The organism is Aquimarina longa SW024 (assembly GCF_001401755.1).
Classification (GTDB): Bacteria; Bacteroidota; Bacteroidia; order Flavobacteriales; family Flavobacteriaceae; genus Aquimarina; species Aquimarina longa.
Window position 1 is genome coordinate 90,937 of the sequence record NZ_KQ474104.1, and the last position, 23,016, is coordinate 113,952.

At 30.8% G+C, this 23,016-nt stretch carries 20 protein-coding genes; 9 read left to right on the forward strand and 11 right to left on the reverse strand.

Annotated elements, in window-relative coordinates; translation table 11 throughout:
- Positions 1-3: 3 nt before the first annotated feature.
- The 5 genes from mutL to N456_RS19440 form a co-directional block, all read right to left on the reverse strand.
- On the reverse strand, positions 4-1,896 hold the full coding sequence (gene mutL, locus N456_RS19420) for a DNA mismatch repair endonuclease MutL (protein ID WP_062060804.1): 1,893 nt from the start codon (positions 1,894-1,896) through the stop codon (positions 4-6).
- The gene (locus N456_RS19425) at positions 1,897-2,187 is read right to left on the reverse strand and encodes a hypothetical protein (RefSeq protein WP_062060807.1); all 291 of its coding nucleotides are present in this window, start codon (positions 2,185-2,187) and stop codon (positions 1,897-1,899) included. It lies immediately after the preceding gene.
- 220 nt (positions 2,188-2,407) lie between these two features.
- Positions 2,408-2,851 (reverse strand): DinB family protein, encoded by a 444-nt coding sequence (locus N456_RS19430; protein ID WP_062060810.1) that lies wholly within the window; start codon positions 2,849-2,851, stop codon positions 2,408-2,410.
- 31 nt (positions 2,852-2,882) lie between these two features.
- Positions 2,883-3,380 (reverse strand): 6,7-dimethyl-8-ribityllumazine synthase, encoded by a 498-nt coding sequence (ribH, locus tag N456_RS19435; protein ID WP_062060813.1) that lies wholly within the window; start codon positions 3,378-3,380, stop codon positions 2,883-2,885.
- A gap of 189 nt (positions 3,381-3,569) precedes the next feature.
- Positions 3,570-4,340, reverse strand: coding sequence for a tetratricopeptide repeat protein (locus N456_RS19440; RefSeq protein WP_062060816.1), 771 nt, complete (start codon positions 4,338-4,340; stop codon positions 3,570-3,572).
- A gap of 138 nt (positions 4,341-4,478) precedes the next feature.
- Here N456_RS19440 and recF point away from each other — a divergent pair, with 138 nt between their 5' ends.
- The 5 genes from recF to N456_RS19465 all read left to right on the forward strand — a co-directional run bounded on the left by recF (position 4,479) and on the right by N456_RS19465 (position 12,007).
- Entirely contained in the window at positions 4,479-5,576 is a 1,098-nt protein-coding gene (recF, locus tag N456_RS19445; protein ID WP_062060819.1) for a DNA replication/repair protein RecF, read from the forward strand.
- Positions 5,577-5,655: 79 nt separating this feature from the next.
- The gene (locus N456_RS19450) at positions 5,656-6,060 is read left to right on the forward strand and encodes a lipocalin family protein (RefSeq protein WP_148639386.1); all 405 of its coding nucleotides are present in this window, start codon (positions 5,656-5,658) and stop codon (positions 6,058-6,060) included.
- On the forward strand, positions 6,060-6,356 hold the full coding sequence (locus N456_RS19455; protein WP_062060825.1) for a DciA family protein: 297 nt from the start codon (positions 6,060-6,062) through the stop codon (positions 6,354-6,356). The genes N456_RS19450 and N456_RS19455 overlap by 1 nt, the downstream gene beginning before the upstream one ends.
- 955 nt (positions 6,357-7,311) lie before the next feature.
- On the forward strand, positions 7,312-10,542 hold the full coding sequence (locus N456_RS19460) for a SusC/RagA family TonB-linked outer membrane protein (protein ID WP_240315563.1): 3,231 nt from the start codon (positions 7,312-7,314) through the stop codon (positions 10,540-10,542).
- Positions 10,543-10,552: 10 nt separating this feature from the next.
- On the forward strand, positions 10,553-12,007 hold the full coding sequence (locus tag N456_RS19465) for a SusD/RagB family nutrient-binding outer membrane lipoprotein (protein ID WP_062060831.1): 1,455 nt from the start codon (positions 10,553-10,555) through the stop codon (positions 12,005-12,007).
- Between the two features lie 182 nt (positions 12,008-12,189).
- Here the strand turns inward: N456_RS19465 and N456_RS19470 are convergent, their stop codons facing one another.
- Together N456_RS19470 and N456_RS19475 are read right to left on the reverse strand one after the other, a co-directional pair.
- A complete protein-coding gene (locus N456_RS19470; protein ID WP_062060834.1) occupies positions 12,190-12,609 on the reverse strand; it encodes a nucleoside-diphosphate kinase in 420 nt (139 codons plus the stop codon).
- Positions 12,610-12,764: 155 nt separating this feature from the next.
- Entirely contained in the window at positions 12,765-13,796 is a 1,032-nt protein-coding gene (locus N456_RS19475; protein ID WP_062060837.1) for an alkaline phosphatase D family protein, read from the reverse strand.
- Positions 13,797-13,874: 78 nt separating this feature from the next.
- On the opposite strand from N456_RS19475, the gene N456_RS19480 reads away from it, so the two are divergent.
- From N456_RS19480 to N456_RS19490, 3 genes are read left to right on the forward strand one after another with little or no spacing between them, the layout of a single operon-like run.
- The gene (locus N456_RS19480; protein WP_062060841.1) at positions 13,875-14,891 is read left to right on the forward strand and encodes a DHH family phosphoesterase; all 1,017 of its coding nucleotides are present in this window, start codon (positions 13,875-13,877) and stop codon (positions 14,889-14,891) included.
- A complete protein-coding gene (gldI, locus tag N456_RS19485) occupies positions 14,888-15,442 on the forward strand; it encodes a gliding motility-associated peptidyl-prolyl isomerase GldI (RefSeq protein WP_062060845.1) in 555 nt (184 codons plus the stop codon). Before N456_RS19480 ends, gldI begins: the two co-directional genes overlap by 4 nt.
- 12 nt (positions 15,443-15,454) lie before the next feature.
- A complete protein-coding gene (locus N456_RS19490; RefSeq protein WP_062060848.1) occupies positions 15,455-16,582 on the forward strand; it encodes a peptidylprolyl isomerase in 1,128 nt (375 codons plus the stop codon).
- Positions 16,583-16,642: 60 nt separating this feature from the next.
- Here N456_RS19490 and N456_RS19495 read toward each other — a convergent pair whose 3' ends face one another.
- Positions 16,643-17,257: a TetR/AcrR family transcriptional regulator gene (locus N456_RS19495; protein WP_062060851.1), complete on the reverse strand. Its 615-nt coding sequence runs from the start codon at positions 17,255-17,257 to the stop codon at positions 16,643-16,645.
- Positions 17,258-17,345: 88 nt separating this feature from the next.
- On the opposite strand from N456_RS19495, the gene N456_RS19500 reads away from it, so the two are divergent.
- Positions 17,346-17,825: a DUF2867 domain-containing protein gene (locus N456_RS19500; RefSeq protein ID WP_062060853.1), complete on the forward strand. Its 480-nt coding sequence runs from the start codon at positions 17,346-17,348 to the stop codon at positions 17,823-17,825.
- A 114-nt stretch (positions 17,826-17,939) separates the two neighbouring features.
- Here the strand turns inward: N456_RS19500 and N456_RS19505 are convergent, their stop codons facing one another.
- The 3 genes from N456_RS19505 to N456_RS19515 all read right to left on the reverse strand — a co-directional run bounded on the left by N456_RS19505 (position 17,940) and on the right by N456_RS19515 (position 23,014).
- Positions 17,940-18,314, reverse strand: a complete 375-nt coding sequence (locus N456_RS19505) for a hypothetical protein (RefSeq protein ID WP_062060856.1) — start codon at positions 18,312-18,314, stop codon at positions 17,940-17,942.
- Positions 18,315-18,548: 234 nt separating this feature from the next.
- A complete protein-coding gene (locus tag N456_RS19510) occupies positions 18,549-19,955 on the reverse strand; it encodes a SusD/RagB family nutrient-binding outer membrane lipoprotein (RefSeq protein ID WP_062060859.1) in 1,407 nt (468 codons plus the stop codon).
- Between the two features lie 14 nt (positions 19,956-19,969).
- On the reverse strand, positions 19,970-23,014 hold the full coding sequence (locus N456_RS19515; RefSeq protein ID WP_062060862.1) for a SusC/RagA family TonB-linked outer membrane protein: 3,045 nt from the start codon (positions 23,012-23,014) through the stop codon (positions 19,970-19,972).
- Positions 23,015-23,016: the final 2 nt, after the last annotated feature.

Genomic DNA, 23,016 nt, shown 5'->3' on the forward strand with positions numbered 1-23,016 from the left:
TGATTAAAATTTCTTATCGATTTCATCCATCGTTACTGTGATAAATGTTTTTTTATGATCTGGTGTTATTGTGGGTTCTGTACATGCAAATAAACTATTCACTATATACTGTTGCTGTTCTGACGCTAGCTCTGCTCCTGTACGTACCGCAATACTTTTAGCTATTGATTTAGCTAATAAATCTGTTTGTGAGAATCCACTATTCGGTACTTCGTTTTCGAGATCTCCAATTAATTGCTCTAATAACACAGCCACTTCTCCTTCTGATGTAATTGATGGTATACCATTAATTTCTACCTCTTCCTGAGACAATTCTCCAAATACAAAACCTGTATTTTCGAGCTGCTCTTTTACTGTTTTAAGCAATTCAATCTCACTGTTAGAAAACGATAACTTTAATGGAAATAATAATTGCTGACTTACCGCACTCGCCATAGTAATATTTCGTAAAAACTCTTCATACAATACTCTATAGTGCGCTCGATGTTGATTGACGATTACCATTCCACTCTTAATTGTAGTAACAATATACTTTTTTCTAAGTTGGTATGTAATATCATGCCCCATCTTCTTCTCATCTCCTTCAAATAATGAACCTGTAATTTCTGTACTTTCAAACTCTACTGAAGAAAAATCATTTTTTACAGATGTAGAAGCGGTCATTTCTGACTCTAATCCTACATATAAATTCTCCCAATCTCCTGCAGATTCTTTTTTAAATGAAGTATAATTTTTTGTAGCAGATTGATCTGTTTTACCTGTATTACTACCACTTGATATTTTTTCTTCTTTAAAAGGGTTAAAATTTCTATCTACTTCTATTGTAGGAGTTTTAACAGTCTTACTTTTATACTCGTATGGGGTATCCATAGAAGAATCTCTATTAAAATCTAATACTGGAGCTACATTAAATTGCCCTAAGCTATGTTTTATCGTAGCACGTAACATCGCATATAATGCATGTTCATCTTCGAACTTAATTTCGGTTTTAGTAGGGTGAATATTAATATCTATCGACTTAGGATCTACGGTAAGGTATATAAAATAACTTGGATGTGTTTTATCCTTTAGTAACCCTTCGAATGCTGCGCTAACCGCATGATTTAAGTAAGCACTTTTGATAAATCTATCATTAACAAAGAAAAATTGTTCTCCACGAGTACGCTTAGCGTATTGTGGTTTTCCGACAAACCCCGTTATAGTCACTAAATCTGTTTCTTCATTTATCGGAACTAACTTCTCATTAGTCTTACCTCCAAAAATGGCTGAAATACGTTGACGGTGGTTTGCAACGGGCAGATTAAAGACTTCATTAGTATTATGATACATATCGAACCGTATAGATGGATGTGCCATCGATACACGATGAAATTCGTCTATAATATGACGAAGCTCTACTGCATTTGATTTTAAAAAATTACGCCGTGCAGGAATATTATAAAATAAATTCTTAACACTTATAGAAGTTCCTTTTGATGTCACACACACTTCTTGAGCAACAACCTCACTCCCTTCAATCTTTATTTCTGTTCCTACCTCATCATCTACTCGTCTCGTTTTTAATTCTACATGAGCAATTGCCGCAATAGAAGCTAAGGCTTCTCCTCTAAAGCCTTTGGTATCGAGATGAAAAAGGTCTTCTGCTGATTTTATTTTTGACGTGGCATGACGCTCAAAACTTAACCGAGCATCCGTAACACTCATCCCTAATCCATCATCAATAACCTGAATAAGAGTTTTACCAGCTTCTTTTATAATTAATTTTATATATGTAGACTTCGCATCAATTGCATTTTCTAACAGCTCTTTAACCACTGAAGCTGGCCGTTGGACTACTTCTCCGGCAGCAATTTGGTTAGCTACATGATCTGGTAATAATTGAATGATATCAGACATTTATCGTCGTGCAGTAAATATGGATAAATCAAAATCTATGAGAACTAAAAAAACAAAAAGCAATAGTAGAAAAATCCACAAAATCCTACGATTAATTTTTCGGTCAGAATCATGTCTTAATTCCTCCCAAGCTGTCTTAAATTTATCTTTGAGATTATTTGTTCTTCCTACAGTACTTCGATATTTATCAAATCTATTTTCTATCTGATATGGATTGCCCTCTCCTTTATCATCCCAATATCGAGGTGAATAACTAAACTTTTTATTTTCTCTTGTTTTAAATATTCCCATAATTAACTCAAATATAATTAAAATGCATTATAATCTAAAGTTTTTTAGCATTACAATAACATCATAAGATCATTAGCAAGGATTATGCCGATTAAGTTCTTTTATTTTCATAATTATGAGAAATTCTATTTACACTAAAAACACATAAGCAAATCATTGTTTTAGTACAATTTAGATTTCAGTAATTAATAAGCATATATTACTTACAATTTACTATTCTCTAATTTATTATTTGTTTTAGATGATATTCTAAATGATCAACATAATCTTTGATTAAAAAATTCAGATCAGACAGTTCTCCATTATCTAACTCAATCTGGTAGCTCAAGGTATCTGTATCTAACACCTTAATCAGTTGAGTAATCCGTTCATTAATTGATAACCAAAAACTTAATAACTCCATTGAATCAGCATCGTTATATCGATTTATTTTCACTAATTCATTTTGGCTATATTTTCTAATCTTGTATGGTTTATTTTCAAATTGAATTTCGGAAAATCGTTGTAGATTATATATTCCAGAATCTATTAGATGACCTAAAGTCTCTTTTTTAGACCATATATCTGTGGATGCTTTAAATCTCAAATCTTCTTCAGTATTGTTTGCTACAAACCGAGTCCCCTTTTTTAATAGATCTGTCAATTTTACTGCTATCTCTTTCATTTTTCTGACTACTCCCTCAAAGATTTTTTTACTAAAATTTAGCTTCTTTACGTAGTTGTGCCATTTTAATTGCGGCTATTGCGGCTTCTGTACCTTTGTTACCATGTTTCCCTCCAGAACGGTCTATAGATTGTTGTATTATATTATCTGTAAGTACACAAAAAATCACAGGAATATCACTTTTTATATTTAAATCTTTAATCCCCTGAGTTACACCATCACATACAAAATGAAAATGCTCAGTTTCTCCTTTTATAACTGATCCAATCGCTATAACAGCATCTAGCATATCAAAAGATTCTTGCATCTTTTTACAACCATATATCAATTCAAAACTTCCAGGCACATCCCATCGTACAATATTTTCTTTTACTACTCCACAATCTATAAATGCATCAAAAGCACCTTGAAACAATCCTTGAGTAATTTTTTGATTCCACTCTGAAACGACAATCCCAAATCGAAAATTTTTCGCATCTGGGATTGTATTTTTATTATATTGTGATAAATTCTTATTTTCTGTAGCCATATTTAGTATATACTAGGTAGGTATCTATTTTTTTGAGCACTTTCTACAGCTATTAAGGTACTAGACCACAAGAGCATATATTATAAAATATAAAGTAAATCCATCACTACCAATAAGATTGCTCCTTGGAGAAAATATTTTTATAAAATCACGTAATGCAAAAAAGACATACCTATAAAGGTTGTTAAATTACTTCATTGCTTGTGCTTTCCCTAAATGAACATCAACTTGATTAGCTTCTACACTTTTAGGAAACTCGTTCTTAATACGTTCTAAATAAGGAACTGCTACTGTTGGTTTATTAATAGATATTGCTGTTATTGCAGCTTTCAATAAAAATTTAGGTGTAGTAAAGTCATTAACCTTTGCTTTTGCTGCTTTTTCATAATATCCTAATGCCTCTTCTGTTTGATCTAATTGAGAAAATGCATCTCCAATACCTCCAAGTGCTAAAGGATTTAAAATATCATCATTACCTTTAAATTTATCAAGATAATCTATTGCTTCTTGGTACTTATTCATATTAAGATAAGAAAATCCTGCATAATAATTTGCAAGATTAGCAGCGTTAGTACCTCCATAATTTTCTATAATTTCTAAAAAACCATATTTACCCTCTCCTCCATTAAGAGCTAAAGTATATAATGAGTCTTTAACTACAGAATTGCCATTAACAGCATTATCAAAGTATTGTTGCGCAGTAAACATTTCATTAGCTGCTTCTTGCTCTTTTGGTTCTTGAATAAATTTCTGAAAACCAAGGTATCCTAATACGACAACTGCAATCATTGCAACTGCTCCAAGTATATATTTTTGATTTGCCGCAACCCATTCTTCGGTTTTAGAAGCTCCCTCATCTAAAGTATTAAAAACCTCTGCTGTAGTTGAGTTATCCTCGACCTGTTCAACTTCTTCAACCTTATTTTTTGGTTTGTATCCTCGTTTCTTGTAAGTTGCCATAAATTTTCTTTAATGAACGGCAAAAATAAAATATTTATTCATAATAAAAAGCACAACTATTTATTATTTTTCAATATTTTGCACAGATTAACTATGAATCTTATTTAGAGTCTTGATTCTTTGATGATCACCATGTATATGATTTTAAAATCTCTTTCTTTACTTAATTATAAAAATTTTAAATCTATTAATCATAAGTTTGATGACAAAATAAATTGCCTTGTAGGAAGAAATGGAGTAGGAAAAACAAATATCCTAGACGCTATTTATCACCTATCATTTGGTAAAAGCTATTTCAATCCAATTACTAGTCAAAATATCAATCATAATGCGGATTTTTTCTTAATAGATGGTCATTACACAAAAGAAAATCGAGAAGAAAAAGTTATTGTAAGTGCAAAAAGAGGGCAAAAAAAAATAATCAAGCGCAACGGAAAAATATATGACACTCTTAGTGCTCATATTGGCTTTTTACCATTAGTTATAATTTCTCCTGCTGATAGAGACTTAATAACGGAAGGAAGCGATATCCGACGTAAGTTTATAGATGGTGTAATTTCTCAAAGTGAACAATCGTATTTAAAAACATTATTAAAATATTCTAAAATTGTATCACAACGTAATTCTTTATTAAAATATTTCGCAGTCAATTCTACCTTTGACCCTACTGCACTAGATGTTTACAATCAACAATTGCATGAATATGGAAGTAGTATTCATAAAAAAAGAGCCTCTTTCCTTGAAACTTTTATACCAATCTTTATAAATAGATATCAGGCTATAAGTTCTGGAGCAGAAAAAGTATCTCTTACTTATCAGAGTAAATTATCCGAAACAAATTTATTAACTCTTTTAGAACAAAGCATAACTAAAGATAGAATGCTTCAATATACTAGCACTGGAGTTCATAAAGATGATTTAGTATTCGAGATTGACGGGTATCCTATCAAAAAATTTGGAAGCCAAGGGCAGCAAAAGTCATTTCTTATTGCATTAAAATTAGCTCAATTTGATTTTATTAAAAAACAAAACAAAGTAAACCCTATATTATTATTAGACGACATTTTTGACAAACTTGATGAAAAACGTGTAGAACATATTATAAAACTAGTAGATGATCAAAATTTTGGACAATTATTTATCAGTGATACTCATGCAGATCGAACAGAAAATGTGGTAAAGAAGATATCACAGTCCTATAAAATTATTAAACTAGAAACTGAATATACTAAATGATCTTATATCAAAACATTAATTCTGAGCATTTTCTGACTGAAATTAAAAAGAATATCATAAATATTAAAACATGCTAAAATTGCTATTATACGTATTATTGTTATCTGCTTTTTCTTGCACAAAAAAGAATCCTGAAAAATACACTCAGTACCTAAATGGGTACTGGGAAATAAAGACGGTAATCTTAGCAGATGGAAGCAAAAAACAATATCGTTTTAACCAAAATATAGATTTTATTGAAATTAAAGATTCAACAGGTATACGAAAAAAAGTACAGCCTAAATTAGACAACAGCTTTATAACTACTAACGATAGTGAATTGTTTACATTAAAAATTGAAGACGATAGCTTACGATTATATTACAAAACCTCACTAGCAACATGGAAAGAGACTATTATTTCTATAAAAGAAAACAATATGACAATCAAAAATGAAACTGGAAATGTTTACTTTTATAGCCGATACAAAAAGATAGAATTATAATGTCCAAACGTCATCAAGAAAATCAAAGCATAGAGGAAGTTTTAAAAAATTTTGTTTCCAAAAATAATCTACAAAAAGGGTTGGACAAAGTAGCTGTACATGATGTATGGGAAAAGGTTATGGGACCTGCAATAACAAAGTATACTAGAAACATTAAATTAGATAGAGAAACTTTGTTTATTGAACTTACCTCTTCTGTATTAAGAGAAGAATTAAGTTATGGAAAACAAAAAATAATAGATAACCTTAATCATGAACTAGAAAAAGAACTTATTAAAAAACTAGTTCTTAGGTAAGATAATTTAAACTCAGAATCCTCACGCTCTCTATTCTTTTTAATTATAATTTATTCTTATAAACTTGATATCGTATATTTCTTTTGCTTTTTCAGACTCTTAAGAATATTCAATTTTCAGTTTTTTTTTGTAATATCATATGTAATTCATTTGTATTTTATGTTTTGTATTCATTATAGAAGCTAACTTTTTTATTCGTACAAAGAAAAAAATTATAGTAATTTAACTTATGTTAAGCACAAGGGTTTTGCTACAATAGTTTATTCTTATATTAAAAAAGAATGATTCTTACATTAAGATTACATTGTTTATGCAGGATTAAACCACACTCTTAATGGGTAGTATCATATTTATATCAAAAAAGATCATACATAACAATAACTTCAATCCTTCTAAAGGTTAGTTTTTTTCGACAAAAAACACAATTTCATATTTATGTTAACATAATTTTTACAAGAAAAACACATTGTTTTTTAGGTCCAAAAACAGAATTACAGTAATCAGTTATTCTCTTTTTTATTTTTTTTAAATCCTATACATAATAACTAAAAATTGTTAGCAGTCATAACATTTACAAGCACTAAACTCTAGCCTTCCATTTCTTAACAAAGAAAACACAACTATCTATATACCAACTCATAAAAATTATAAAAAATCATATATAATTTAACCGTATACAGTTCAGGTTTTAAAAAAAAATAAAACTTCTGATTTCACTTTTATACAGAACAGAAATACGTCATTTAATTGTTAAAAAATACAGCAAAAATTAACATTATAAATCTCTATAGAAATTCTCACAAACTCATTAAGTCGATCTTACGGTTTACCCTTACAAAACTAACGTTAATTTGTTGTTAAAAAAATATTATTTTCGTTCGTGTGTTAATTTATTAATACTTTTTCACCCACTAACAAAAATCATCATATGATAATGAAATTATTAACAAAAAAAATGCTAATATTTTTAGCTGTATTAGTCACACAACTTGCAGTTGCGCAAGAAAGCGCTATAACTGGTAAAGTTACAGATAGTGGAGGTCTGGCTTTACCTGGTGTAAACATTACCATAAAGGGTACTAATAGCGGAACTCAAACAGACTTTGATGGGATGTATGCTATACAAGCTCCCCAAGGAAGCGTTTTATTATTTAGTTACTTAGGTTTTGCTGACCAAGAAGTAACTGTTGGAGCTCAAAACACTATTAATATACAATTAGAAGTTTCTGCTTCTGAATTGGATGAAATAGTTGTTACAGCTCTTGGTATTTCTAGAGATAAAAAATCTTTAGGATATTCTACACAAGAAGTTGATGGGGAAGATTTAAACAATGTAAAAAGTGGTAATTTTGTAAATGCTCTTTCTGGAAAAGCTTCAGGTATTCAGATTAGAAAAAATAATAACTTAGGAGGATCTACTAACGTTGTTATTAGAGGTAATGCTTCTTTAACAGGAAGTAACCAAGCTCTGTTTGTAATTGATGGAATTCCTATCAACAATACAAATTCAAATTCAAAAATACAAGGTCAAGCTCGTGGAGGACAATATGATTATGGAAATGCTGCTTCTGATATCAACCCAGAAGATATCGAATCGATTAATGTCTTAAAAGGTGCCGCTGCATCTGCTTTATATGGATCTAGGGCTGCAAATGGAGTGATTATGATTACAACTAAAAAAGGTAAAGATTCTAAAGGGCTCGGAGTTTCTATAAATTCTGGAATTACTTTTGGAACAATTGACAAAAGTACATTTATTAAATATCAGACAGAATATGGAGGAGGATATGATCCTAGTTTTTATCTAAGAGATATAAATGGAGATGGTACCGCTGATGACCGTACAGTTCGTTATAGAGGGGATGGTTCTTATGGACCTGCTTTTGACCCTAGTATATTGGTATACCAATGGGACTCTTTTGATCCGGATTCTCCAAATTACAGAACAGCAACTCCGTGGGTTAATGCTAAGAATGGTCCTATAACTTTTTTTGAAACACCTATTACAATAACAAATTCCGTTTCTCTAGAAAAAGGATTTGACAAAGGATCATATAGATTAAACTATACTAAGTTTGATCAAAAAGGATTGATGCCTAATAGTTCTATTAAGAAACATAACTTCTCTATGAGTGGAAACTTTAAACTTAGTGATAAGCTTACTGCTACTGGTTATGCCAATTATATCAAAACAGATGGATTAGGGCGTAACTCTACAGGATATGGTGACAATATTGTTGCTGGTTTTAAGCAATGGTGGCAAACTAATGTTGATTTACAACAACAAAAGGATATTTATTTTGCCACACGAAGAAATATAACTTGGAATCCTCGTTCACCAGATGCAGGTTCTACTCCAATATATTGGGATAATCCATATTGGAATCGTTATGAAAACTATCAAACAGATTCAAGAAATCGTTTCCTAGGAAATGTATCTCTAAACTATATAGTTACTGATTGGTTTAATATTACTGCAAGAATTGCTACAGATACCTATTCTGAATTACAAGAAGAACGAAGAGCTAATGGTAGTGTCCCAACTTCTTTTGGTGTTAATCCTGGTAGAGGAAACGCAGATAATAGAGGTAATGTAGATTCTGGATATAGTAGAAGAAACATCAACAATACAGAGACTAATTATGATTTGATGCTTAACTTTGATAAAGACTTAAATGATGAGTTCAATATCAAAGGTATTCTAGGAACTAATATTAGAAGAAACCATTTTCAATCCATACACGCATCTACAGGTGGAGGTTTAAGTGTCCCTAGGTTATATTCTTTACAAAATAGCAAAGGCCCCTTACCACTACCTTTCGAGAGAGATGAAAAGATAGGTGTAGATGGGATTTATGCTAGTGCATCGATAGGATATAAAAACATGCTATTTTTAGACGGTACTATAAGAAGAGATCACTCTTCTTCACTACCAAAAGATAATAGTACTTTTTATTATCCATCTATTGCAGGTAGTTTTGTATTTTCAAGTCTTTTAGATACAGAAATCATATCATTTGGTAAAATCCGTGCTAATTATGCTGAAGTAGGGAATAGTGCTCCTTTTGATTTTTTAGCCGACATCTATAATGTTAATACTCCTATCGGGAGCGCAAGCACCTCTGTTAATGACCAAAAGAGAAATTCTACTCTAAAACCAGAGAGAACGACTTCAACTGAACTTGGTTTAGAAATGAAATTCTTAAAAAGTAGATTTGGGTTTGATGTGGCGTATTATATCAATAATTCTATTGATCAAATTTTTGGTGTCCCTGTTACTAGATCAACTGGATATAGTTCTAAAATTCTAAATGCAGGAGAGATTGAAAATAAAGGAGTAGAATTATCCGTATCTGGAACTCCTATACAAACAGAAGATTTTTCTTGGGATGTAAATGTAAACTGGTCTAAAAATGAGAATAAAGTAATCACTTTAGAAGATGGTATTAAGAATTTACAATTAGGTTCTTTTCAAGGAGGTGTTACTATAAATGCAACTGTAGGACAACCATATGGTGTTATCTATGGAACAGATTACACTTATTTAAATGGTCAAAAAGTTATTGACCCAAGTACTGGAAAACACATTATCACTAGTACTTCTAACAATATTATAGGAGACACCAACCCTGATTGGTTAATGGGTATTTCTAATAAGTTAAATTATAAGAATGTTTCATTTAGTTTTTTAATTGATATTCAAAAAGGAGGAGATATTTTTTCTTTAGATCAATATTATGGTTTAGGAACAGGTTTATATGCAGAAACTGCTTTTATCAATGACTTAGGAAATCCCGTAAGAAATACACTTGCTGATGGCGGTGGGCTTATTCACCCAGGAGTAAATCCTGATGGAACACAAAATACTACAAGAGTGGATGCTAATAAGTATACTGCTTTTGGATCTGATGGAGGTCACCCAAATGCTGGATTTGTCTATGATGCTAGTTATGTAAAACTAAGAGAAGTAGCTTTAACTTATAATTTTTCCAAAAAATTACTCGATTATACATTCTTAAGTAATGCTTCTCTAAGTGTAACTGGGTCTAACCTTTGGATTATTCATAAAAATATTCCGCATGAAGATCCTGAAGGTGGTTTAAGTTCTGGTAACTTACAAGGATATTCCGTAGGTTCATTACCAACAACCAGAGATTTTGGTTTCAATTTAAAATTACAATTCTAAAAAAATAAAGATGAAAAAAATATTAATCCTAATCACAGCGATAATTATAGCATCTTGTTCTGATAATTTAGAAAGTCTAAACGAGAATATAAAAGATCCATCTTCTGTTCCTGGAGAGTCTCTATTTACTGGAGCGCAGAAGAATTTGGTTGATCAAATAGTTGATTTAAATGTAAATAATAATAATACTAAGCTTTGGTCTCAGTATTTACAAGAAACAACCTATTTGGATGAAAGTAGATATAATCAAATCAGAAGAAAAATCCCTGACACCCACTGGAGTATTCTTTACAAGGATGTCATAAAAGATCTGAATGAAGCATCAAAAATCATAACAGATACTAAATATTCATTACCTGCCGATATAGAAACCAAAGCAAACAAACTTCAAGTTATAGAAATATTAATCATCTATTCTTATAGTATATTAGTTGAGACTTATGGAAATGTTCCATATACTGAGGCCATGAATATTAACAATTTATTGCCTAAATATGATGATGGAGAAACAATCTATAAAGATTTAATTAATAGATTAACAGTAGCTATTAATGCATTAGACACTAGCAAAGGAAGCTTTGGAGCTGCTGATAATATATATAGTGGCAATATAACTTTATGGAAAAAATTTGCTGCTTCTTTAAAATTAAGAATGGGTATTCTGTTATCTGATGTAGACAATACTTTTGCAAAAACTGCTGTTGAAGCTGCAGTTACTAGCGGTGTATTTGATAGTAATTCTGATAATACCAATTTCAAATACTTATCAGCTGACCCTAATACAAACCCTGTTCATAGTAATTTAGTATTGAGCGGAAGAGATGATTTTGTTGCAGCGGTTACAATTGTTGATATGATGAATACATTAAATGACCCTAGAAGGCCTTTATATTTTAAAACCGTACCAACTACTGGAACATATATTGGAGGAAACATTGGAATGCTTTCTGACTATGACGCATATTCTCATGTATCAGACAAGGTAGAAGCAGCTACAAGTCCAGGTATAATTATGGATTATGCTGAAGTTAAGTTTTTATTAGCTGAGGCAGCTGTAAGAGGTTTTAATGTTGGAGGAACTGCCAAAACACATTATGATGATGGTATTAAAGCATCTATAGAAAACTGGGGAGGAACAGCTACTGATGCTACAACCTATCTTGCACAATCAACAGTAGACTATGATACAGCTTTAGCTGCAAGTACCGCTACCATACCTTGGAAAGAAGTTATTGGTAATCAAAAATGGATTGCCTTATTCAATAGAGGTTTAGAAGCATGGACATCTATCAGACTTTTAGACTATCCTAAATTAGCAACTCCTGATCAAGCAGTTTCTGGTTTCCCTACCAGATATACATACCCTATTATTGAACAAACCTTAAACGAATCAAATTGGACCGCTGCATCTGCCAAGATCGGTGGTGACCTTCCTGAAACAAAGCTTTTCTGGGATAAAAATTAAGTAAATTATTTTTAACTAGGTGAAATAAAATTTCACCTAGTTTTTATAAATCAGAGAATTACAATTCATAAATCAAAAAACTCATCAATAATATATTATTGATGAGTTTTTTATTCTTAACTTTAGTAATCTTATTAAGAATTAAGATATTACTAAAGATTTATTTAGACGATATTCTCTACCTAAAATTGCTCTCTTCCTGAAAAATGGAAAGCTCCTTCGATAGCAGCATTTTCATCACTATCACTACCATGTACGGCATTCTCACTTATAGAAGTAGCATATTTTTTACGGATAGTACCTTCTGCAGCTTCTTGTGGATTAGTTGCTCCAATTAGAGTTCTAAAATCTTCTACTGCATTTTCTTTTTCTAAAATTGCGGCTACAATCGGACCACTAGTCATATATTCTACTAATTCTCCGTAAAAAGGACGTTCTTTATGAACTGCATAAAATGCTGAAGCATCATCTGTAGTAAGTTGCGTTAACTTCATTGCTACAATTCTAAATCCTGAAGCTGTGATTTGCTCTATAATTCCTCCTATATAACCTTTTCTTACCGCATCCGGTTTAAGCATTGTAAAAGTTCTGTTTGTTGCCATTGTATTTTTTTGTTATAACACTCTAATTGATAAAAAGTGTTCTTTAATTACTAATTCTAGGTATGTAAGCCTCTATTTTTTAATTTTGTGCAAAAATATGTATAAAAATATCAAAAACAAGAATTATTATTCATTCTCTTCTCATATCAAAAAAACTATTTTTTAAGGTATTCTATTTTATATTCTTGTAGTACTTTATTATTATTTCCACGAATTTGCATTGCTACACTGTAAGATTTAAAATCAAATTTTAATACTCCAAAACTAGGAACCGAGGTAACATCACTAATTCTATATGCATTTGGCTCTCCTTTAAATCCTACATATGAATGTGTTAAACCACTAGATGTAAAATCAATTAATGGATATCCAAGCCCTTTTACTTTAGCTGAAGAAAATTCAGAAATATGTCGATCTCCACTAAGTAGTATTGCATTTTTCACTTTTTTACTTACTAATATTTCTTTTAATCGCTCTACTTCATGAGGAAAATTACCCCAAGTTTCAAAACCATGTTCTGATGATAGGATTTGAATACTACTGACTATAATCACGAAATCTGAATAATTAGATGCTAATTCTTTTTCTAACCACCTCCACTGTTTATCCCCTAATAGCGTTCCTTCTTTATTTTTATAGGGTTGATATCGCTTAGTTTCCTCATTACTCTTTTTTAATGGTGTTCTAAAATATCGAGTATCTAAGATAATTACCTTAACACTACCTTTTTCTGTTTCAAATATTTTAGATGTATAAATCCCTTTTCTAGTTCTTCTAGGGCTATCTTTTTCTACTCCTAAAAAATCTAAGAATAATTGCTGGCTTTTTTCTTTCTGACTCCACTCTTCTCCCCCATCATTAAGCCCATAATCATGATCATCCCAGGTAGCCATCACGGGAATTACCCTTTTAATTTTTTGATAATCAGCAATATTATTTTGTATCAGATAATCATTCTTCATATTAGAAATATCATCAGAAGTGGTATAAATATTATCTCCTCCCCAGATGAATAGATCAGGATTGTTTTTCTGAATTTCATCCCAAAAAGGCTGAGGGCTATTTTGTTTGTTACAACTTCCAAAAGCTATAACAAAATCATTAAAAATCGGCTCTGTGATATCTTGTGAAAAAGATAGTTGGACGGCACCAAAAATTATAAGAATAAAACTGCAACTATATTTCATTTTAGAAAATCTAATTATACAACAAAATTAGTGGTTCTAATATTACCAAAATATTATTTATCGTATCTTCGCTGACCTATGACTACTAATGACGCAAATAAAATAAAGGAGTTACTTTCTACTCCCAAAAATATTATTATAGTAACACATAAAAATCCTGATGGCGATGCTATAGGTTCTAGTTTAGCCTTATATCACTATCTTACTTCATTAAATCATAATGTTAGCGTAATTACTCCTAATGATTATCCTACTTTTTTAAAATGGGTTCCTGGAGAAGATACTGTTCTAAAATATGATAGTGCTACTAAAACTGCTATTTCAAAAATTGAAAAAGCTGACCTTATTTTTACTTTAGATTTTAATCATTTATCGAGAAGTGGTGATATGGAAAATGTTTTAGCAAAAACTAAAACTACTTTTATCATGATTGATCATCATCAACAACCTGATGATTATGCTACATACACATACAGTGATACAAGTATGTGTTCTACTTGCCAGATGATATATCATTTTATAGAAAAATTAAATGATATAGATAAGATTACTCCAGAAATTGCTACTTGTATCTATCTTGGTATAATGACAGATACAGGATCCTTTAGATATCGATCTACTACAAGTACTACTCATAAGGTTATAGCAGATTTAATTGATCGAGGAGCTGATAACACTAGTATTCATGAAAATATTTATGATACAAATACACTTTCTAAAATCAGGTTAAAAGGAGTTGCCTTAAACAACTTAAAAGTATTACCTAAATATAAAACAGCCTACATTACCATATCTCAAAAAGAATTAGATCAAAATAATTTTAAAAAAGGAGATACAGAAGGGTTTGTTAATTTTGGGTTATCTATCAAAGGAATTAAATTTGCTTTAATTTTTATAGAAAATAAAGGAGAGGGAATTATTAAAATTTCTTTACGTTCTAAAGGTGATTTTTCGGTGAATGAATTTTCGAGAAATCATTTTGAAGGTGGTGGACATCATAATGCTGCTGGTGGCAGAAGTAATCTATCGTTATCTGGCACAGTTGAAAAATTTATTAGTATCTTACCGACATATAAAAACGCCTTAAATCAATGAGATTAGCACTTCATTCACTCTGTCTTATTTTTTTATTATCTTCTTGTAAAACACCTGAAGCCCGTAGACCAATAAGTAGTAAATCAGGCTCTTTCATAAATGAATCTATTCATCGAAATAAAGAACTTGCTGCTAAAGAAGAGTCTAGAATTCTAAAAATTATTAATAGCGATACCACCAATAGCTATATTACATCTGAGACAGGTTTCTGGTATTTCTACACAAAAAAAGATACGCTATCTACAAGTATCACTCCTAGGTTTGGTGATGTTGTAACCTTTACATATAATGTAAAAGATCTAAGTGGAAATATCATTTACACTAAGCAAGAATTAAATACAGTTACATACCGCATTGACAAGCAAGAACTTTTTTTAGGTCTTAGAGAAGGATTAAAGCTTATGAAGCAAGGCGAAATGATAACTTTTCTTTTCCCTTCTTATCAAGCATATGGATATTATGGTGATGATCATAAGATAGGGACAAATATTCCGTTAATAGCAGAAGTGACACTCAATACAATTACAAAAGAATCAACAACAGAAAATTAATTATCAACAAAAATGAGAAAATTAAATCTATTATTCTTAGCTATTATTACATTAGCTTTTAACAGTTGCAATGAAAAATACCCAGATTTGCAAGAAGGTATATATGCAGAGATTATTACAAATAAAGGTACGGCTGTAGCAAAATTACATCATGATCTTACTCCAATGACCGTTGCAAATTTTGTTTCTTTAGCAGAAGGAACTAATACTATGGTTGATAGTACTTATAGAGGAAAAAAATATTATAACAACATTTTATTTCATAGAGTAATTAAAGAATTTATGATACAAACTGGTGATCCTTTGGGTACCGGAGCTGGTGATCCTGGATATAAATTCCCTGATGAAATTGTAGATTCACTTACTCATAAGTCAAAAGGGATTTTGTCAATGGCTAATTCTGGTCCAAACACTAATGGTAGTCAATTTTTTATTACTTTAAAAGAGACTCCTTGGTTAAATGGAAAACACACCATATTTGGAGAAATTATTATAGGACAAGATATTATTGATAGTATAGGCGTTGCAAAAACTGGTCCTAGAGATAAGCCAGAAGAAGACCTAAAAATGCTAGAAGTTAATATCATTCGTAAAGGGAAAAGTGCTAAAGCTTTTGATACAGAAACTGCTTTTACAAATAAAATAAAAGTTCTAGAAGAAGAAAAAGCAGAAAAAGAAAGAGTACAGAAAGAAAAGAATGCGGCTACTTCTAAAAAATTTAATGAATTAAAATCTAAAGCTACAAAATTAGAAAGTGGTTTAGAAATTACGTTTACTAATCAAGGAGATGGAAAACAACCTACATCTAGTGACATGGTTAATGTAAACTATGCGGGTTATTTTACTGATGGTAAAATCTTTGACACTAATATTGCTGAAAAAGCTAAAGAATCAGGAACTTTCGATGAGCGTAGAGCAGCAGATCCTAGAGGGTATGCTCCTATGCCTATGTCATACTCTCCTGATGCAAAAATGATTCCTGGTTTTAAAGAAGGTGTACAAAAAATGAAAGTAGGTGATAAAGCAATACTTTTTATCCCTTCACACCTAGCCTATGGCGAAAAAGGTGTTGGTCCAATACCTCCTAATACTGATCTTATTTTTGAAATAGAACTTATAAGCATTCAGGAAAAAAAATAATAAATATTCTATTAGTATAATTTAATAAAAAGAGGCTACTTCTATTGTAGCCTCTTTTTATTAAATTATAGTTTTAAATTCTTCCTTTCCTTCTTTTGTTAAAAATGGATATAAAGAATACATAAATGTTTTTTTATAATTAACCTTATACTCATCCTTACTATTTTCTTTTAATATCTCTACCGATGATAAGTAAAAATCAGAAAATACTTGAACTCGTAAATATAAGTTATCATATTCATCCGGTAATTCTTCCCTTCTTAATATTCCTTTATCTATCAAATAATATATAGTCCGAACAAACTGATCTTGTCTTAATTTTAGTAATTCATTATAATGCTTAACCACTTTATCATTACTTTTCATCAAGTGTACAAAATCTAGGAATATAAATCTGTATTCATATATTAATTCAAAAAAAAGATCTATAAAATCCCCCAAAATAGATAAGTTTAAATCCTTATTCATTACTCTAGTATACAGCTCATCAACATAAAAAACCAATTCGAAATACAGCGCTTCCTCTATATCTTCTTTCTTTTTAAAATGATATGTTAAATTTCCTGGACTAATATTCAAATACTCTGTTATTCTTCTTTGGCTAACATTAGATACACCATAAGTATTATAAAGTTTCAAACTAGAGTCTAGTATTTTTCTTTTAGTTTTATTCACGAGATAAAAATAATTAAAATAGTGCGGTTGTACTATTTTAATTATTAATTAGTACATTTGCACTAATTATTTTTATATCAATTTTATTATGGTAAAAAAAGATACTACCCCACAGACAAAGGGAATAAACAACGCTTTACATAAAGTAGATTTCACTGATACTTTTTCTACCACGAATCATAAGAATAACTTAGAAGAAATTGCAAGATTAATTTTTGAAACTACTCCTACATGGGTAAGCTATCTATTTAGGATAAGAAACTTTATAGTTAGCTTTATAGGTTTAAAAACAGGAATCCCTAAAGATTATAATACTAATTTTAAATTAGGAGGCTATATTGGATTCTTTTCTATCTATACTATTCTAGAAAATGAAATAATATTAGGCGCAAATGATAAGCATCTTAATTTTAGAGTTAGTATTTTTAATTCTGAAGAAAGTAAGTATAATATTAAAGTGGCTACTCTAGTTGAATACAAAAACCTTTTTGGAAAGGTATATATGACCATCATTACTCCGTTTCATCGTATTATAGTTAAAAGGATGGTGCAACAAGCTTATGCCTAAAAAACATTTACAGCAATTAAAACTGTAAGCTATAGAAGGTAAAAAAAGAGAGGGGGTTTAAAATTAAACAGCCCTCTCTTACCTAACAACTACTACTATGATAAAACAGTTTGTTTATTTTTTTACAATAGGACCTACAAATTTAGATCTTCTTGCGCTATTTGGCATGTTCTTTACAAACAACAATACAGCAATATATTTTTCAACATCCGTACTCTTAAGAACATAACTTCTTTTAGTTGCTCCTATTATTTTTTTTGATTTAGTTCCCTTTAATCTATCTGATATATACCATTGAAAAGAGACATTAGTTTTTTTCTGGAGTAGGTATTCTACCGTTAATCTCTCTCCTTCTTTATTTTTACCTATAATATTAACATACTCTATCTTAGTAGTATCATTTCTAAGATTTTCCTCATCACCTATATCACAAGAATTAATAAAGACAATTAAGAAACTGGCTATACTAATTTTTATAAAATTTTTCATGTGTTTTCATTTCTCAATACATTTGGTTTTACTATACAACAACTAACTTAAAAAATACCCTATCAAATGTTTTAATCTTATTTAGGGTGTAACTAGGATTACTACAGATAAGTACCGAAGAAAATCTAAAAAAAAACAACCATCGTTAAAAACGATGGTTGTTGGTCAAAAAATAATGAAAACAACACTTATTTTTATAGCTATTTTCAAACTATAAAAATTTATATAAAATTGTTACCACCACCAAGATGAGGCGTTGATGTTATCTCCTCCCATAGCTTTTGAAGCTTGCTCATAATTGGTAGTATTAACTGATTGTTCTAAACTAGGATATCTTAACCTTACTGGAACTACATTATTATTAAGGTTACCTGATCCTGCTTTAATAAAAGATGGTTTATCTGTTCTTTTCCAATCTAACCATGGTTCTATTCCTGTATGATAGAGTGCTAACCATTTTTGCTCATATAAACGTTCTGTACTGTTATCATAGGGTGTTATAACAGTTAGAAAATCAACAGGCATAGTAACTCCCCATTGTATAAAAGAAGCTTTTACCGCAGTATCATAATATTCCTTAGCTACTCCTGTAGCAATTATATTTTTTTCCACAGCTTCTGCTAAGATAAAATTGAGTTCGCTATACGTCATAAATATTCCTTGAATTTTTGTAGCAGACTCAAAAAATTCATTAGATCTACTACTAAAATCTGCAGGTCGTCCTATCTCCCTTAATGATTGTCCCGGTACAACTCCAAGTGTTCTATTGTCCGTATCTTTTTTAGGGCTTATCCATAGTTCTAATCGAGGGTCATTATTAGCATTTAGCAAATCTAAAAAATGTGTTGTTGGGATTGGTAAATAATATTCATACCCTCTTCCTCCTCCGGGTTTAGAAACATTAGAAATATCCGGAAAAACTCCACTATAATTATAAATAGCATTATCTTGATTAGAGGTAAAAATAGGATAGATATCAGGGTTATTGATTATTTTTTCCATATCTACTTTTACATTCTTAACATTAGAGATTCTCATTAACAAACGCAAATGCAGAGAGTTTGCAAATTTTTTCCATTTATTTAAATCTCCATCATATATCTTGTCTCCTTCAATTTTTTTAGAAATATCTACAATAGTATTCGCTTCTTCTAGTTTTTTAAATATCGCTGTGTAAATAGCCTCTTGTTTATCATATACAGGAGCAGTAATACCTTCTAGTGTTTTATTTGCCTCTGTCATAGGTACATCTCCATATGCGTCTGTAATAACACTATAAATGTATGCTTCTAGAATAAGGCTTATTGCTTTATAATTAGTATCGTTGTTAGTTTCTGCAAAAGTTTTTAAATCCTTTACATTTTGTAAAACTTTATACATCGGTGACCAAAACCTGTCATCTGCCTGCCAACGATATATATCGATATCATTAGACTCATAGTTTGCACCATATTGACCAATAATATCCCCAAACGCATAAGTCTGATTTACAGTAATATTAGATAGATCCAAAAGTATAGAAGGTAATACTAATTCCTCAGTTACTGTTGACGGATCATTTGGATTCGTATTTAATTCTTCAAATCCCTCTGTACAAGAACTCAATAAAACCAGAGTTAATACATAAATTATTTTTTTCATGATCGTATCGTTTTTTATAATTTCATATTTAATTTAAATCCATAAGTTCTTGCTGAAGGCAATTGTGTTACTTCAATACCTGGCAATAACGATCCTCCATTTAGAGCCTGAGCTTCTGGATCTATATTAGGTACATCTGTCCATAAAAATAAATTAGACCCTACTAAACTCATTGAAAATTCTTGTAATCCTAATAAGGAAACAACACTTTCAGGAAAAGAATATCCTAAGCTTAATTGACGTAATTTTACATAAGAAGCGTCAAAAATATTTGCTTCTGCATTACTTCTTGGTATACCATACCCCCACTCTTCTGCAGTTACCTCTTGTGTATTTGGCACAAAACCACCAGAGCCATCTCTTACTACTCCTTCTCCTACAACACCATCTCTCCACCCAGAAGTAAAGTCTAAAATACCACTCTCTCTTCCTATAGCATTTGTATATGAATAGATTTCTCCACCTTGCCTTACATCAAATAATATAGATAAGTTTAGTCCTTTATACCTTAGATTTGTAGATAATCCTAACATCCAATCTGGGTTATAGTTTCCTACTTTTTTTCTATCTCCTGTCACTGGTATTCCATTCTCATATATGATATCGCCTGTTTCATTTCTTTCGTAGGCTTCTCCATAGATATCGCCCATCTGTTCTCCTGGTCTTGCCTCGACAGTTACATTATTAGGTCCTCTTGCTATGATAAATGTCTCCAAGTTTCCGGATAAGGATTTTACTTTACTTTTATTTTTAGAAAAATTAGCTTTTAAACCCCACTCAAAATTTTCCGTTCTTACGGGCACTATGCCTAAAGCTAGTTCTACTCCAGAGTTTTCTATTTCTCCAGCATTAGTTACTAAAGAATCAAAGCCATTAGCACCAGAGATTCCTACATTTAAAATCTGATCTCTAGAGGTAGAACTATAATACGTTGCATCTAAAGAAATTCTTTTCTGGAACAAATAGGTTTCTAATCCAAACTCTGTAGAAGTGGTTCTTTCTGGTTTTAAGTTAGCATTTGGTAATTTAGATCGATTTGTTAAAGATCCTGGTAAAACTGCAAATTCGAATGTTTTTTCAAGATTATATGGATCAGTATCTTTACCTACTTCTGCAACATTAAATCGTAACTTTAAAAAATCTATTGTTTCTGGTAATGTAAATAATGTCGAAGGAATTAAAGATAAAGAAGCTGCAGGATAAAAATAAGAATTATTGCCTTTCGGAAGTGTTGATGACCAATCATTTCTAGCAGATACATCTAAGTATATAAAATCTTTGTATCCGATAGTGGTAAATGCATAAGCACTATTAATTCTTTTTTCAAAAATATCACTTCTTAATTTTGGTATTACATTAATATTTTGTGTGTTATAAAGCCCAGGAACTGTTAATCCATTTCCTTGTAATAAACTTTCTTTAATTTTTTGATCAAATCTATTTCCACCTATAGAAAATTTAGTGTCAAAATCACCAAATTCTTTTTCATAAGACAGTAGAAAATCTGCATTAATTTCAGAAAAATTAATTTTTTGCTCCCTATATAATCCATTAGATGCTCTTTGTGCTCCTTTAGATCTTCGAGACCATCTAAAATCATTAGACTCGTCTGCTCCAATCCTAGCTAATATGCTTAAGTGTTTTGTTAGCTTATAGGTAGTATTTATGTTTCCTATAAATCTTTTTTTACTGAATGCGTTACTATTTTCGTTTACAATAAACCAGGGGTTGTCTCCCCAAGTGAATAATCTACGTTGCTCCTCATCTTCTACTTTCCAATAGTCCCTTAGTTCACCCAGATCCACGTTTATATAATTCCAAAGTAGCGTATACATAATACCTTGAGAGCCATATCCAGCTACAGGAAGGTTATCAGAACCTCTGGTGATATAATTAGAAGTAGCATTAATTCTCCACTTATCATTTATATCATATCCCGCATTTAGTCTAAAGCTATTCCCTTTTAAGTTACTATTAGGTATGATCCCTTCATTATAACTATTACCATAGCTAAATAAGAAATCTCCTTTATCATTTGCTCCAGAAATGGAGACTGTATTATTTAAGTTTAACCCTGTTTTAAAAAAGTCATTAAGATCATATCTGTTTATAAAGGGTCTATCAACAGGTTCCCCTAATGCTAATTCTTGAGAAACTATAGAGCCGTCTAATCTAGGACCAAAATTAGTTCCAAAATTAGATGCATATTTTCCTGCCCATCCGCCACCATATTCTGTCTGTAATTGTGGTAGTTTTAATGCTGAGCTAAACATGGTAGAAGAAGAAAGTTCTACTCCCAATCCATGTCCTGCTTTACCTTTCTTAGTTGTAATTACAATTACTCCATTTCCTGCTCTGGATCCATATAATGCAGATGCTGCAGCTCCTTTAAGAACTGTTATTGATTCAAAATCATCTGCGTTTAATTCTGAAATTCCATTACCATAATCCGTAGGAAGATCTGCCTGATCTGTAGAGTTTCCTCCAATACCAAAAGCTCGATTGTTTACAGGAACCCCATCTAAAATAAATAATGGTTCATTACTATCTAAATTAAGTGAATTCTCTCCTCTAATTATTACTCTTGTAGAACTAGCTAAACCATTACTAGCCCCTGTTATCTGTAAACCTGGAATTTTACCCGAAAGAGTATTCATTACATTAGTTGACCTTACTTTAGTAATCTCTTCTGCTTTTAACTCACTAACAGCATATCCTAATACTTTTTTTTCTTTTCTTATTCCTAGAGAGGTTACGATCACTTCTTCTAACTCATCAATACTATTTTCTAATATAATATTAAGAATACTTTGATTTTTTATAATAACTGTCTGATCCTTGCTCCCTAAAGAAGAAAATTCTAAGATTTCTCCTTCTTTAGCTTCTATAGCATATCTACCATCAAAATCTGTTATTGTACCTCTGGTTGTATGTTGTACTACAACACTAACTCCTGGGATAGGTACCCCAGCAGAATCTTCTACAACCCCTGTGATTTGCTTTTGTGCAAAAAGGGAGGTAGAAAATATAAAGAATAAAATAATTAAGTTCTTGTTCATTT